Source organism: Cecembia sp. (assembly GCF_007126775.1).
Taxonomy (GTDB): Bacteria; Bacteroidota; Bacteroidia; order Cytophagales; family Cyclobacteriaceae; genus Cecembia.
Genome location: NZ_SLAP01000029.1, coordinates 1 through 15,593 on the forward strand (window position 1 = coordinate 1; position 15,593 = coordinate 15,593).

The 15,593-nt window shown below is 41.2% G+C and carries 10 protein-coding genes; 9 read left to right on the top strand and 1 reads right to left on the bottom strand.

All coding sequences use genetic code 11. The features are described from left to right. From QZT73_RS02255 to QZT73_RS02290, 8 genes are all read left to right on the top strand, one after another. Positions 1-2,718 (top strand): phosphoenolpyruvate carboxylase (locus tag QZT73_RS02255; RefSeq protein WP_363331083.1); only part of this gene is annotated, 2,718 nt, incomplete at its 5' end. A 276-nt stretch (positions 2,719-2,994) separates the two neighbouring features. Then, positions 2,995-3,753 (top strand): outer membrane lipoprotein-sorting protein, encoded by a 759-nt coding sequence (locus QZT73_RS02260; protein ID WP_291786381.1) that lies wholly within the window; start codon positions 2,995-2,997, stop codon positions 3,751-3,753. Next, a complete protein-coding gene (locus tag QZT73_RS02265) occupies positions 3,753-4,985 on the top strand; it encodes an FtsX-like permease family protein (RefSeq protein ID WP_291786383.1) in 1,233 nt (410 codons plus the stop codon). Before QZT73_RS02260 ends, QZT73_RS02265 begins: the two co-directional genes overlap by 1 nt. Next, positions 4,982-6,199, top strand: coding sequence for an FtsX-like permease family protein (locus tag QZT73_RS02270; RefSeq protein WP_291786385.1), 1,218 nt, complete (start codon positions 4,982-4,984; stop codon positions 6,197-6,199). The genes QZT73_RS02265 and QZT73_RS02270 overlap by 4 nt, the downstream gene beginning before the upstream one ends. 11 nt (positions 6,200-6,210) lie before the next feature. Beyond that, complete coding sequence (locus QZT73_RS02275) at positions 6,211-6,900, top strand: ABC transporter ATP-binding protein (protein WP_291785504.1); 690 nt, start codon at positions 6,211-6,213, stop codon at positions 6,898-6,900. Further along, entirely contained in the window at positions 6,875-8,179 is a 1,305-nt protein-coding gene (locus QZT73_RS02280; protein ID WP_291786412.1) for a hypothetical protein, read from the top strand. The genes QZT73_RS02275 and QZT73_RS02280 overlap by 26 nt, the downstream gene beginning before the upstream one ends. Positions 8,180-8,298: 119 nt before the next feature. Then, a complete protein-coding gene (locus QZT73_RS02285; protein ID WP_291785500.1) occupies positions 8,299-9,945 on the top strand; it encodes a Na/Pi symporter in 1,647 nt (548 codons plus the stop codon). A 104-nt stretch (positions 9,946-10,049) separates the two neighbouring features. Then, positions 10,050-10,742: a hypothetical protein gene (locus tag QZT73_RS02290; RefSeq protein WP_291785496.1), complete on the top strand. Its 693-nt coding sequence runs from the start codon at positions 10,050-10,052 to the stop codon at positions 10,740-10,742. Positions 10,743-10,778: 36 nt separating this feature from the next. Here QZT73_RS02290 and QZT73_RS02295 read toward each other — a convergent pair whose 3' ends face one another. Continuing rightward, positions 10,779-14,198, bottom strand: coding sequence for a HEAT repeat domain-containing protein (locus tag QZT73_RS02295; protein WP_291785493.1), 3,420 nt, complete (start codon positions 14,196-14,198; stop codon positions 10,779-10,781). 307 nt (positions 14,199-14,505) lie between these two features. Here QZT73_RS02295 and QZT73_RS02300 point away from each other — a divergent pair. Continuing rightward, positions 14,506-15,593 (top strand): alanine racemase (locus QZT73_RS02300; protein ID WP_291786413.1); only part of this gene is annotated, 1,088 nt, incomplete at its 3' end.

The window sequence follows — 15,593 nt, forward strand, 5'->3', positions numbered from 1 at the left end:
AATTTTAGCAAACCTCAAACCTATTATCCCTTGAATATTTTCGAAAAAATCAAACAGGATGTACAGTTCCTTACGCTTTGTTTCCAGGAAGTTTTGGAAGATTTAGGAGAAAAAGAGCTTTCCAATCTTTTGGAGCTTAAGACCGCTCAAAAATTGAAACCTGAGGAGATTTTGGAACTGGAGGCCAAGCATATTCAGGTGTTGAGCATTTACCTGCAACTGATGAATTTGGTAGAAGAAAATGCTGCTGTACAATATAGAAGGCAAGTTTCAGATCAGGACGGCCCTATTAAAATACGGGGTTCTTGGGTGGAAACCTTTACCCGCCTTAAAGACAAAGGTTTGAGCGTGGATCAAATTTCCAAAATCCTATCTAAGGTGGAACTCACCCCTGTTTTGACCGCACATCCTACAGAGGCCAAACGGATTTCTGTACTCGAACTGCACCGGGAACTTTACCTTCAAATGGTGAAATTGGAGAATTCCTCCTTCACCAAATTGGAAAAAAATGCCATCAGGGAAAATATAAAGGCCCTGATAGAAAGATGGTGGAAAACCGGGGAGGTTTATCTGGAAAAACCCACTATCCAAGCTGAGCGAAATAACGTTATACATTATTTTACAAAAGTATTCCCGATAGCCTTAGCCAAAAGTGATCAGCAGTTGAAAGCTAGTTGGCAACTTATGGGGTTTGACCCTGAACTGCTCAGGTACCCGGAACAGTTCCCCATTTTGCAATTTGGAAGCTGGGTCGGAGGTGACCGTGACGGACATCCTTACGTAACAGCAGAGATTACAGCTGAGACTTTGTTGACCCACAGAAAAAATGCACTTAACTTATTGAAAAGTCAGATTTTTGATCTTGGTGCCAAAATGACCTTTTCAGAAATCCGTAACCCTATCCCTGGGTTTTTCAAAAAAAGTATAGAAGATAAAACAAAGGAACTCGGCACCTTTGGTTTATCAGCCGTAAAACGAAACCCATATGAACCCTGGAGACAGTTCATCAACCTCATGTTGTTCCAATTGGACAATACAGTTTCTGAACTTCCGAATAAGGAAATCCCAATTTATGAAAATCCAAGTGCCCTAGCAAAGGACCTTAAAACCCTTAGGGAAAGCCTATTGGCCATAGGTGCAAACAGGGTGGTGGATGAGCTTTTGTTTCCTGTCGAACGACAAAATCAATGTTTCGGATTTCACCTTGCAAAATTGGACATTAGGCAGAACTCCACTTTTCATGATAAAGCTTTTGAGCAGATGCTTTCTGCCACCCATCCCCATCTCTCCCCTTTCAGTACTTGGAGTGAAAAAGAAAGGATCAGCTTCATGCTGGAGGAATTGGAAAGCCCAAGGCCTTTTGGTGTTATTGGAAAATCGTTCGGGCCAGAAGCAGACAAAGTATTGGGATATTATCAAGCGGTAAAAAACCATACCAAGCTTTATGGCAATGATGGTATAGGAACTTTTATCATCAGTATGACCAGACAAGTCAGCGATATCTTGATGATATACCTGTATTTTAGAGAGGTAGGGCTTGACCCTGCAGCATTTAAGGTTGCCCCACTCTTTGAAACCATTGAAGACCTAAAGCAGTCCTCAGCGATCATGCGGGACTTCCTCAAACTTCCATTCTACCAAAGGGTCAAATCGGGTTTACAGGAAATCATGCTTGGTTATTCTGATAGCAATAAGGATGGAGGAATATTGGCCAGTAGGTGGAATATTTACCAGACAGAAAAAGCCTTGACCCAAGTCGGTAACGAACATGGACTCAAACTTCAGTTTTTCCACGGTATGGGTGGCACCATTAGCCGGGGCGGTGGAAAATATCACCGTTTTCTGGAAAGTATGCCTTTGGGCAGCTTGAGTGGTAAAATGAAGTTGACCGTTCAGGGTGAAACCATTGCCCAACAATTCGCCAATCTGTTAAATGGCGTGTATAACATCGAAATGCTGCTTTCAGGGATTACTTTACAAACAGCGTTTTTTGATTATCCGGAAAAAGTCTTCAGTTTTCCTGAACCTGCTTTACAAAGCTTGGCAGATTATGCCTTCTCCAAATACAGAACTTTGGTAGAACACCCGAATTTTGTGGAATTTTATGGAGAAGCGACACCTATCGATGTCCTGGAGATGAGTAAAATCGGGTCCAGACCGGCCAGAAGAACAGGCACCCGTACACTCGCCGATCTTCGTGCCATCCCTTGGGTATTCAGTTGGAACCAATCAAGATTTAATCTTACCGGATGGTTTGGGATTGGCTTTTCGCTGGAAAAGATGAGAAATGAGGAACCGGAATTATATGCATCTTTGAAAAGTAATGCCCATACTTGGCCATTACTAAGGTATATCCTGATTCAGGTAGAAACAAATGCATTGAATGCAGATGCGGAATGGATGAAAGTCTATGCTTCTAAAGTTAGTAATCCTGAATCCCGGGAAACCATTCTTTCCATTATTCTGGAAGAGTACCACAGAAGTCTTGATGAAATCGCACTGATGTTTGAGGAAACTAGAGAGAAAAGGAGGGTCAGCCAGTTGGATAACATGCGCAGAAGAAAGCTGGCTTTAAATGCCCTGCACAAGTTGCAGTTGGACAACCTCAGCCTTTGGAGGGCCGAAAAAGACATAGACCCGGAGAACTCCGAGGTTTTGGTCAAAAAACTTCTTGAAATTACTACCGCACTGGCCAGTGGTTTGAAAAACACAGGTTGATATAAAATTTGCGGATTAGCAAGCAACAATTTCAAAAACGCTTAAGGGCTTCCATCTGGAAATCCTCAAGCGTTTTTTTATTTAGTGAGACTTGATCCATCATATTCCCAATCAAAGCTTGATTTAACCTTATGCATTGAGTTGACCTAAAATAAAAATGTGATTGAAAAGGTCAATTTTGAGGTTAAAAGGATTAATAAATGAAATGATTTACAAAAAACGTCAAAGTAATTTACTATTAATTTTGTATTTTGGTCCAAGTAAAACTCCGGCATTATGAAGGCACTACAGGTATCTTTTTTGGTTTTATCACTATTCCTTTTTAATTACGGAATATCAACTTATGGCCAATCTGCAAAGGAAATTGTAGAGCGAATGGACCTGAAAATGCGGGGGGAATCCATGATGGTGGAAATGGAAATGGAAATTGTCCGGCCCAGATTCTCCCGTACTATTGGCATCAAAAGTTGGTCCAAAGGGCAGGATTTTTCCATGATCCTGATAACAGCACCTGCAAGGGACAGGGGAACTTCATTTTTGAAAAGACAGCGGGAAATTTGGAATTGGGTACCAAATATTGAACGGACCATCAAACTTCCTCCTTCTATGATGGCCCAGTCTTGGATGGGTTCGGATTTCACCAATGATGATTTGGTCCGTGAGAGTTCAATCATCAATGATTATGTCCACAGTATCATAGGCTCGGAAGTAATTGACGGAATGGAATGTCATAAAATCGAAATGATTCCCAAACCGGATGCTGCGGTTGTTTTTGGGAAAATCCTGGTCTGGATCACCAAAGACTCCTCCCTCCAATTACGGGGAGAAAACTATGATGAATATGGAGCGCTTGTCAGTACGGTAATAGGATCAAATATTAAAAAAATGGATGATAGGGAAATCCCCACAGTATTGGAAATGATTCCTTCCGAAAAGCCTGGAAATAAAACTATCCTGCGGTACCTGAATATTGAATTTAACCGACCTATTGAGAAGGCTTTCTTTTCTGTTCAAAGGATGAAAGATTTACGCTGATGAACTGGATATTGATTTTTAAGTTGGCCTGGAGAAATCTCTGGCGAAATAAAAGGAGAACCCTAATTACTACAGGTTCCATTCTTTTTGCTGTCATTCTGGCCCTCTTGATGGATTCCATGAATATTGGTTCGCATGAACAAATCATCAGCAACTCCCTACGCTTTGGAACAGGCTATCTCCAAATTCAGGATACCGCCTATTTTGAAACCCCATCTTTAGATTTTGCTTTTGACTTGGACGAGCGTCAGGAAGAAGCGTTGAATCAGTTTTTGGGACATCATGCCTATGCCGTACCAAGGGTAGAATCTTTTGTCCTTGCCGCAGGAGAAAGCGAAACCAGAGGAGCTTTGGTGATTGGTATTTTACCGGAATTGGAAAACCGGATGAATGGTTTTCAAAATTTTATGAAAGAAGGGGAAATCTTAAATAACGATGACCAAATGGTGATGATCGGAAGTGGACTGGCCCAAAGGCTTTCGCTCTCCCTTCATGATACATTGGTAGTCATTGGGCAGGGGTATCAAGGCATGCAGGCAGCAGGCAAATACCCTATTAAAGGCATCATCTCCCACCCTATGGAATTCCTTGACAACCAATTGATATACCTTCCATTTGAGGAGGCTTCTTGGTTGTTTGTTATGGATGGAAAAGCAAGCCATTGGCTTATTATGGCAGATACAGACAAAAATGCCCTTAGAGTACAACGAGAGATTGAAAGACTCCTGGAAGGAACAGAACTGCAAGTCCTGCATTGGAAAGACCTACAGCCTGACCTGGTTAAAGCTTTGGCATTTGATGCAGTCTCTGGAAGGATAATGCAGTTTATCCTATACGTAGTGATTGCATTTGGCATTTTTGGAACGGTGCTCACCATGACGCTTGAAAGACAAAAGGAGTTTGCCATCTTAGTCAGCCTAGGGATGAAGCGCCATATTCTGGCCTTACAGTGCTTTATTGAAACCATTTTGATCAGTATTTTGGGAGTTGGTGCAGGGATTATGCTAGGTTTTCCCGTGTTGTTTTATTTCAACCGCAACCCAATTCCATTAGGGGAAGGATTATCAGACTTGGTGAAAGAATATGGCATGGAGCCCTTTTTGCCTTTTTCATTAGCGCCTACCGTTTTCATCTTCCAGGGAATAGCCATGCTGATACTAACCCTGATCATTACCACTTATCCTGTCTGGAGAAGCTTAACATTTCCTGTCCTTGAAAATTTGAAAAGATGAGAACCTTGCTTTTGTTATCATGGAAAAATATTTGGAGAAACAAAGGCAGAAGCATGGCCCTGATGATGGCCATTATTTTAGGAATAGCTGCCGGCTTGCTCATGTTTGGACTGGTAGCGGGATTGGTAATGCAGCGCTTCAACGGGTTAGTGGAGAACCATCTTTCCCACATACAAATTCACCATAAAGATTATTTAAGGGAACAGGAAAATAAAATGATCCTTCCAAACCCTCAGGAAATCAGACAAAGTCTGGCGGGCATGCCAGCAATCAAAGGCTATGCTTTCAGAACACTCAGCTTTGGCATGCTGGCATCAGGATATAATTCCTCAGGAGTAAAGATTACCGGCATCAATAAATCAGAAGAGGGAGGTATCAGTAAATTCAGTGAGAATATCATAGACGGGGAATACCTTGATGAATCCTTGCGTTACCCCTTACTGATTTCACAGCGAAATGCCCGAAAATTGAGGGTACAATTAGGTGGAAGGGTAGTTTTAACTTTTCAAAACCTAGAAGGTGATCTTACTTCTGCTGCATTTAGAGTAAGCGGAATCTTCAGGACCTCGGACTCCAATTTTGATGATCTGAATGTTTATGTAAACCAAACTGATCTCCAAGAGCTTCTGGGAGAAAATGAGGCTTACCATCAGGTTGCCATATTATTGGAGAGCCATGAAGAAGCAGAAAATTTAGCGGCACTTTTATCAGAAAAATTACCAGATGTGGATATCCGAAGTTGGTCCGCCTTATCTCCAGAGTTGAGGATTCTGGTTGAACAGGGCGGATTCATCATGTATATTTTTATGGTAATCATCTTATTGGGGCTTTCTTTTGGAATATTGAATACCATGCTCATGGCAGTATTTGAAAGGGTACAGGAATTGGGCATGTTGATGGCTATTGGTATGACCAAAGTCAAAGTCGCGGCTATGATTATCCTTGAAACCACATTCATTGCCTTAATCGGGGGTGTTATAGGAGTCATGTTGGGTTTGGGGATCCACAGTTTGTTTGCAGAGGAGGGCTTGGACCTGTCAGGTTTTGCCGATGCACTTGCCGAATTCGGCTATGATGCCATCATTTATCCGCTTTTGGAAGCCAAAGATATTGGGATTACCATTATCATGGTTTTTGTTACGGCGGTTTTAGCAGCAGTTATACCGGCGATAAGGGCAGTTCAATTAAACCCAGCTGAAGCAGTAAGAAAATAATTCAAGTACTTATGCCTATCATACAGACAAAGCAGCTTTTCAAAATTTATAATGAAGACACCATTCCCGTCTATGCACTGAGGGACCTGAGTCTGGATTTTGAAGAAGGAGAATTTACCACCATTGTGGGACCATCTGGATCGGGAAAAACAACCTTATTGAATATGATCGGTGGGCTTGACACCCCTACCCGTGGGGAGGTATTGATCGACGGTACCAACATCGCATCCCTTCGCAAAGGAGACTTAATTGATTTTCGCTTGAGAAATATCGGCTTTGTATTCCAATCCTATAATCTCATTCCTGTACTGACCGCTTTGGAAAACGTCAGCCTGATCATGGAATTGCAAAACCAAGACCCTAAATCCACAAGAGAAAGAGCCCTGCAGGTTTTAGATGAAGTGGGGCTGTCTGATAAACTGCACAGTAAACCTTCTGAATTATCAGGAGGCCAGCAACAACGGGTTGCCGTGGCCAGGGCATTGGCATCACGTCCAAAATTTGTACTAGCCGATGAACCGACTGCCAACTTGGACAGCAAATCTGCTATGAATTTATTGGATATCATGGCCAAATTGAATGTGGAAGAATCCATGACCTTTATTTTCAGCACCCATGACCAACGGGTCATCGAAAGGGCAAGAAGAGTAGTCACCTTGGTAGACGGCGCATTACATGAAGACCTTGTCAAATCTAAATAAGTCAATTTTATTTCTTTTCCTTCCAATTTGGATCCTTTGCTTTTCCACGGAAACTGCTACTGGTGCACAAGGGTTTGCCAATCGCTTAGATTCATTGGAAAACACCTTAAAGGATGAAGTCCAATTGAAACAAAATGGAGATAAAGCTTATGAGGAAAATAATTACCCAACAGCAAGAGAAGCATCTTCTTATCCGGAATATCAACTGAACGGCTACCTCAAGTACCTTCCCTCCTACCGAAAAAGCCCAGCCTTCGAAAATGCCTTTTTCGACCAATTATTACACAACCGCTTAAATCTAAGGGCCAATTTCAATGAAAAATGGACAGCTTATGGAAGCTTGAGAACAAGGTTCTTTATAGGAAGTTCTGTTCGGGAATTCCCCTTTTTCAAAGAGTTTTTGGAAGAAGATTTTGGCTTTTTCAACATCAGTAAGGTACTTTGGAGTGGTAACAATTTCATGTTGCACAGCACCATCGATAGGCTTTTTACCGAATACAGGACTGATAAATGGCAGGTACGTATCGGTAGACAACGCATCAATTGGGGCATTAACCTAGTATCCAATCCCAACGACCTTTTCAACACCTATTCTTTCTTTGATTTTGATTATGAAGAAAGACCAGGAACCGATGCCATCCGGATATCTTATTTTACCGGTGACCTAAGCAGGATGGAATTTGCAGTTGCCCCTGGCAGAACAAAGGAAGAAAGTGTAGCAGCAGTCTATTATTCACTCAACCATCGCGGTTATGATCTGCAATTTATCAGTGGATACTTCAAAGACCGATGGACGGGAGGTTTTGGATGGGCAGGAAGTATCAAAGATACGGGTTTTAAGGGGGAATTCAGTTACTTTCGAGACCTGAACCCTGTGCCTGGAAGAGAAGCCGGTAATTTTGTTGTAAGCACTTCTGTAGACCATATATTTGGGAATGGCATTTTTCTGGTGGTAGAGTATTTATACAATCAACCCAGACAAGGAAGCGAACAAAATGTGCTTTTACTGACAAGGCCATTGCAAGCAGACAATCTATCCTTTACAGATCATTCGGTTTTTGTTCAGGGAACCTATCCGATTTCCCCCATTTTGAATGCAGGTTTGGCTGGATTTTATTATCCCACAGATCGGGCTGTCTTTATCAGTCCAAGCTTTACAGGAAATGTACTTGAAAACCTTGATCTTTTATTGATCGGTCAATTTTTTGTTGGTGGATCTGGTTCTATTTTTGATCAAGCAGGAAGCCTCTTTGCAGCAGCATTAAAATGGAGTTTCTGAAAAAAATAAAGTATTTTTTATTCCTATTTTTCCATTTCTCCTAGCTTGTATTTACATTCATGTTAAGCTAATGTTAAGAGATACTCTCAACTTTTGGCTACAATGAATTATACCCCACTATGAACTGGAATGAATTTGATTTTTGGATGTTCTCAGCAGGCTTGGGAATGTTCCTTTTTGGAATGTACCATTTGGAAGATGGATTGAATGGACTGGCAGGAAATTCCTTCAAGAAATTTCTTAAAAACTCCACAAGAACCAAATGGAAAGGAATTTTATCTGGTACGGTTGTCACCGCTATTTTGCAAAGCAGTTCCCTTGTAACCTTATTGACATTGGCATTTTTGAGTACCGGTATTATCAGTTTTCAAAATTCGCTGGGTGTTGTTCTCGGTGCAAACCTGGGCACGACAGTAACTGCCTGGCTGGTGGCATCGCTAGGCTTTAAAGCCAATATTGCAGATTTTTCCTTCCCGTTTTTGACAATTGGAATCCTAAGTTACCTTTTTATGGAAAATAGACCATTCCTAAAAAACATGGGTGCATTTTTAGTAGGTTTTGGGCTTTTATTTCTGGGTTTGGACTATATGAAAGACAGCATCGAAGCTTTGGCCGCACACATAAACCTATCGGAATATGCTCAATTTGGGCTTTGGGTTTTTCTTTTGATTGGACTGGTCATCACTGCGCTGATCCAATCAAGTTCTGCCCTGATCGTGATAGTGCTCAGTGCCCTGAATGCAGGAATTGTAGATATTTATCAATCCACATCGATGGTAATTGGAGCAAGCATAGGTACTACCTCTACCTTGCTATTGGCCTCAATCAACGGTACACCTGACAAAAAGCGACTGGCATGGTCCAATGTGATTTTTAAAGGGGTAGCTGGAATTGCCACTTTCTTGATCCTTCATCCCATGGTTAATTTTACCATTAACACTTTAAATATTAAAGATCCTCTAATGGAATTGGTTTTTTTAAATACAACAATCAATGTTATTGGTATTGCTATTTTCTATCCATTCCTCATACCTTTTGGTAACTTTATGTCAGGACGGTTCAAAGATTCCAGCCCTTCAAAAAAATGTATCTATATCACCCATGTAACGCCTGAGGTCGTTGATATTTCATTGGAAGCATTAGATAAAGAATTGAGGCACATTTTTAAATTGACTCAGGATTTTATCCTAGATGTACTTTTTCTAAAAGACCAACAACGCACAGGTAGCATCTGGCTGAAAGTCTTTGGAAAAGGCTCAGATACTTTAAGTAAATACCATCATCTTAAAATAATGGAAGATGAGATCACAGATTTTTATGCACAGATACAAAAACAGCACCTCAACCAAGAAGAATCAAAATTATTGACAGGCCATATGGGGAAAATCCGGGCACTGATTGATGCTGCCAAAAACATCAAAGATATCGTACCCAATATTAAGGAAATGAAAGATTCCGGGAAAAAGTTAGACAGGGATATATTGGTGAAATTGCAACAATTTGCTGTACATAAAATTGAAGAGCTTGACCTTTATGATAAAATCCCTGAACAGAAAAAAACCTTACCGTATTGGCAAATGGAATTTGGGAAATTCTATGAAGATTTGTTTTCCTATTTTTATGAAGAAGTGAAAAACAATACGCCTCATGGAGCACTTGTGTCCACTATTTCCAATGCTATCAAAAAAACAGTCTCCGCTTTGGAGTCATTGGCCCTTTTTGTAAATGAGCGGGAAAAACTACTAAAGCTTACTGTAAAACAATGATTGTATGATTTAAAATACATTTTTTTTTACACAAAAAACCAATTGTCTTCCAAGTAACAATTTTTATTAATACCTTAGCATGTTAAAACATACAGTTTAATTAAATGAAGAAATTCGTTATTCTTTCACTTTTCGCAATAGGTCTTCAATATTATTCCTATGGTCAAAGGTCCATGACAAGACCTGATAAAATAGGAATAGGTGTAGGTCCTTCATTTTTATATGGGGACAATACTGGAATCATGAGTGATTTTAAATTCAAAATCCTACCTGCTGCTAGCTTAGACTATACCCGTTATATTGACACCCATTTCGATATAAGGGCAACAATGGGATGGCAAATGATAGGCAGTGGAGACTTTTACACAGAAGGCTTAATCAGGGGAATTGCCAATGAAGGTTACCCGCATGCCTTTGATGGACATCTCGTTTATGCTGATGTTATGCCGATTTATATCCTTAATCCGGACAGAAGAGGATTTCTTCCATCCTTGATCAAATTTTATGGAGGCTTAGGTCTTGGGATATTTCATGCCATTAGAGATGATGAAATACGGACTTATCAAGGTGATACTTTCACCACAGAAATCATCAGGGCTAACAATACCGGAGTTTACTTTCCTCTAAGAATTGGGGCTTACCTGGATGTTCCTGAACTGAATGGTGAGATTGGACTGGAAGGTAACTTATTGGTTTCTCCATTTGCAAATATGGAGGGCAATAGTAAACAGCAGAAATTAGTCAAACCTGACATCGCTGTACAATTACAGGTTTATTACAGAATTTATTTATGGTAGCAGTTATGCTACCATAAATAAATCATTCTTCAATTTTCAGAATTCAACCTTCAAAGTAGTTAAATAAGCTACTAAGTCCCTGATTTCTCTTCGGCTCAATACTCCTTTCATATCGGGCATACTGGAAGGAGCATTTTTGCGCTCAGCCACATCACTTAATCGAATTAAAGTATCTGCTTGATTTCCTCGTGACATTAACAAGGATTGCCCGTTTTCTTCCTTTAAAACCCCTATGACCCGCTTTCCATTATCCAATTCCAAAGTAACCATTCCATAACCCGGAGCTATTCTCTTGCTGGGATCAACCAATGATTCCAATAATTCCTGCCTGCTGAGTTTTTTACCGATACCATTCATGGGAGGTCCCACATTGCCTCCCATATCGTCATATGCATGGCAACGCATGCATTGACCTGTCTGGGATTGAAAAAATATTCTTCTGCCAGTAACCACATCTCCTCCTTGAAGGCTGCTTTGATAGGATGCCAAAAGATCTCCTTTCCATAATTTTTCAGCAGCTTCATTGTACATGGTTTGGATACCAGGATCATTGCTTTTTTCAACAGCCTCTTCCAGTTCCAACAATACCTCTGTTTGCAAACGTCCGGAGCCCATTTGATCCATCAATTGACTGAATAAAGCCTGGGAAAAAGAGGAGGGAATTTTACCCAAAGCCAAAAGCGCTGCCTGTTTTTCTTCTATTGTTCTTTTTTCAATAATATCACCTAATAAACTCACTTTCAAACCTTTATCTATATCCAATTGGTCTAGTAATTGAAGTCCAGAAACACGTACAGATTTGTTTGCATCTGCAATGGCCTTTTCAATGGCCTCAGGGGTTTTGCTTGAGTTCATTTTTGCCAAAGATGCCAAAGCCTCCGTCCTCACCAAAGGTGATGCATCATTGTTCAGCATAGCCAGCAATTTTTCTTCCGCACTCAAGACACCAAGTTTTCCAATTGCCTGTATTGCACTTAACTTGATAGAAGACTTATTTTCTGCCATCAATTGGATAAGGGCATCACCAGCTGCGGCCCTAACCATGGTCCCATCTCTTGTAACTTCTCCCCTGTATCTGCCATCTACCCTATCAAGAAGAGAGGGCATAGTCCATGTTCCAAGGGCATCAATGGCTTCCTGTCTCAATACTTCCGGTACATCCGGTCTAAGCATGTAACTGATCAAATTTTGCATGGCTTCTTCAGATCCTACCCTAAGATTGGCATTGATAGCTCTTCTTATCAAAGGTTCATTACTGAACCTTGTACTGACCAAAAGATTTCCCAGTTCAGGCAATGCCTCTTCAATAGAGAAATCATCATTTATTGCCCTTGCTGCCTCAGTAACAATATATTCGTCGTTATCCCATAAAAAGCCTTTAATTGCAGGATCTTCAAGCCTTCTGAGAGCGAGTACAGCGCCCAACCGCACCGCCTTGCTATAATGATTTGACAAATCCTTTAATTTTTCAGATTCCCCCAGCCTAGACATTGCCAAGGATGCAGCATGTCGGATATAAGCGTCTTCATCATCGTTTCTCTCCAATAGTGCTGCCAAAGCAGGAAAGGCAGGTTTATAGCCAATTCTACCTATAGCTTCAGCTCCAAAAAATCTGGCTCTTGGGTACTCATCTACCAATAAAGCCAACATCCCAGGTCCCGCTTCCTCATGGCGAATATCTCCCAACCATTTCGCTGCCTGGGCCCTAATTTCAGGATCCTCGTCTTTTAATAGAGGCAACAACTTATTCCCATATTTCTTGTCCTTCAGTCTGGCGATCTGACTCATGCCTACTATTGCATTGATCCTTGCTAGCTGATTGCCTTTTTGATTCATGACCTTTTCAAAGACAGCGACTCCCTTATCCCCCCTTTTGGCCAGTTCAAACTGGGCCTTTCTCCTTATGCGTTGGTCTTCATAAATCAAATGGCCTTCCAATTCCTCTTCACTCATTTTTTTGAAATCCAAAGTCAAACGCCTTTGGGTCTCTTTCATAAGCTCCCAATCTTTTCCCTCCTCATCCTCAATTTTCCAGATTCTTCCGTAATTTTTATTGCCCCAACCATTAATCCAGTCTGCTGCATAGAGCGCTCCATCAGGACCAAAAGCTATCCCTGTAGGAAGCATTCCGCTTTGAATCATTTCAGTTTCCTGTAACTCAAAAGTTGCTCCGCTTGGTTTCAGTTTAAATGCATGTATCCCAGACCTGGCTGGATTACCCACAAACTCAACCACAAAAAAAGTGTTTTTCCATTTGGGTGCCAAAGCAGTTCCAGGATTGTACAACATACCCGTTGGACCATTTACATAATTGATAATACAAGGGGTGATATAAGCCGCCTGACCTTCATGGCGTGGGATGTAGAGCTTCTCATCCATCCATACCTTGTAGGTGTTGTTATTGGGGTCACGGTATTTGCCAAACTGCCAGTTGATCCGCCAACCTGTATCCGATCCATTCACCAAATAAACCAAACGCTCACTTTCTCCCCTATGGTCCCCGTCATTATCCACGGAAATCAGGTTGTTGTAATCGTCGAAAACAAATTCATGGGTATTTCTCACCCCCATGGCAAAGACTTCAAAATCTGATCCATCCGGATTGGCCCTTACCACAACACCGCGGTTGGGGTACTTCCATTGCTTACCTGTTTGATCCACACCATTGAACCCAATATCGCCGATGGCCCAATAAATCCTGCCATCAGGTCCTACTGTAGCTCCTGACATACCATGTGCACCAAAACCGATGTGGATACCGTATCCATGAGAAAGCGAAACTTTTTCGTCAATGATACCGTCCCCGTTTTTATCCTTCAATTTCCAAAAATCCGGCCCTACGCCAACAAAAAGGTCTTCCTCAAATTTCAATACTGCTGCAGCAATATCCGTTACTTCCTCATGAAAATCCTCCACCATTTTCTGGGTCCAGTCGGCTAGCCCATCTCCATTGGTATCTTTGACCCTATAAATACTTTCTTTGATTTCCAACATGTCCCTCCAATCGTGGGAGCCATCACCATTGTAATCCTTCAGCCAGGTATTGAATTCACTTCTCTCAGGAGAAAGTTCTTTTCTCAAAAAAGCCCGCTTTTCTTCAATGGATTGCAGCCCAATGGATTCGATCTCCCAGTCCTGATGGCCCCTGATATCAAATTCCACCTTGCCCAATCTCCCAGAACTGGTGTAGTAAAGTGTCCCTTCCTCATCCATATCGATAGAAATAGGATCTATGATCAAAGAATCCACAGCCCAAATGGACATGCTCAGTCCATCTTTTAAGGTGGGTGATGATGCTTCCTCTATTTCCTGGGCCATCAGTCTCACCTCTTCATGATCCATTTGTTTTATTCTCAGATCAATAGGTGCTTCCGGACTTGTTTTACACGACCAAAAAGTAACCAACAATAGTCCAAGTGACAAACGGTTTAAAAGACATCTTACAATAGTATTCATAGGTTTATTTTGGTTTAGAGCAATCGAAATGAAATATAAGTAAAAAATGCAAACAATTCTTTTCTTCGGTTTTTGGAAAGACAGCAAACTTTTTGATTGGTTGAATGAGGTGATGAATCAACCTGATTTGCTTTACCCTTTTTTAATCTTATAAAATACTTTCTTGGTACATAATACTTGGTACTTAGTACATGGTACTTGGTACATAGCACTTGGTACTTGGTACTATACTCCCACCTTTCCATCAATTGCGTGTTGGGGAAGTCTATCTTTCTTCCTATTTTCAGATCTTTAAAAAAACCATCACATGTCTTATCTCAACAAAATCACATCCCCTACGCTACTTTTGGACGAAAAAATCTGCCGCCAAAACCTTCAAAAAATGGCAGATAAAGCCAAAAGACATGGTATGAAACTGGTGCCCCATTTCAAAACTGCCCAATCCCATGCTATCGGTAAATGGGCAAAAGAATATGGCATCAGAGAAATCACCGTTTCTTCCATCAAGATGGCGGCATATTTTTGTGAGCAGGGATGGGATAATATCCACATTGCCTTTCCTTTCAATCCACTGGAAGCTGAGAAGTTAAATCAATTGGCCAAAAATCAGCGGCTATCTGTGCAGCTTATCAATGTAGAGGTAGCGCAAAAGCTGAATGAAACTTTAGAAAATCCTGTGGGCTTTTTTATTGAAATTGATGCAGGCTATGGAAGAACAGGAGTTGAGGTAAGTGATTTTGGCCTGATGGAAGCCATACTTAGGACTTCCAAAAAAAGCGATAAACTCCAATTCCAAGGTTTTTATTTGCATGCAGGGCATACCTATTATGAGCCGGACAAAGAAGCTTTATATGAACAGACCAGGGCGGCACTTTCCATGCTGAAAAGTAAGTACCGCTCAGAATATCCCCAATTAATCACCAGAACCGGAGATACACCCGGTTGTGCCGTAATCGAGGATTTTGGAGATATCGATGAAATGGGTCCAGGTAATTTTGTGTTTTATGACATGATGCAGGTCAATTTGGGCAGTTGCAAATTAGAAGATGTGGCTGTAGCCTTGGCAGTGCCTGTGGTTGATATCAAGAAAGACCGAAAAGAAATCCTGGTGCATGGTGGAGGCGTACATTTGGCCAAAGATGTACTTGTAGAACCCGATGGAAGCAAAAATTATGGAGAGGTTGTTTACCTTCATGAAAATGGTTGGGAATTGCCCATGCAGCGTTCTTTTCTTAAGGGTATATCCCAGGAACATGGCCTTATCAAGGCCTCTGATGAATTACTTTCCAAGGTAAAAGTGGGCGATTTATTGGGCATTTTACCCATTCACAGCTGCATGACTGCGGATTGCATGGGCAGGTATTTGAGCTTGAATGGAGAATGGATAGACCATGC

Excerpts from the sequence above, each read along its gene's own strand:
- QZT73_RS02295 (WP_291785493.1), bottom strand. The coding sequence starts at position 14,198 with ATGAATACTATTGTAAGATGTCTTTTAAACCGTTTGTCACTTGGACTA.
- QZT73_RS02260 (WP_291786381.1), top strand. The coding sequence starts at position 2,995 with ATGAAGGCACTACAGGTATCTTTTTTGGTTTTATCACTATTCCTTTTT.
- QZT73_RS02290 (WP_291785496.1), top strand. The coding sequence starts at position 10,050 with ATGAAGAAATTCGTTATTCTTTCACTTTTCGCAATAGGTCTTCAATAT.
- QZT73_RS02270 (WP_291786385.1), top strand. The coding sequence starts at position 4,982 with ATGAGAACCTTGCTTTTGTTATCATGGAAAAATATTTGGAGAAACAAA.
- QZT73_RS02280 (WP_291786412.1), top strand. The coding sequence starts at position 6,875 with ATGAAGACCTTGTCAAATCTAAATAAGTCAATTTTATTTCTTTTCCTT.
- QZT73_RS02275 (WP_291785504.1), top strand. The coding sequence starts at position 6,211 with ATGCCTATCATACAGACAAAGCAGCTTTTCAAAATTTATAATGAAGAC.
- QZT73_RS02265 (WP_291786383.1), top strand. The coding sequence starts at position 3,753 with ATGAACTGGATATTGATTTTTAAGTTGGCCTGGAGAAATCTCTGGCGA.
- QZT73_RS02285 (WP_291785500.1), top strand. The coding sequence starts at position 8,299 with ATGAACTGGAATGAATTTGATTTTTGGATGTTCTCAGCAGGCTTGGGA.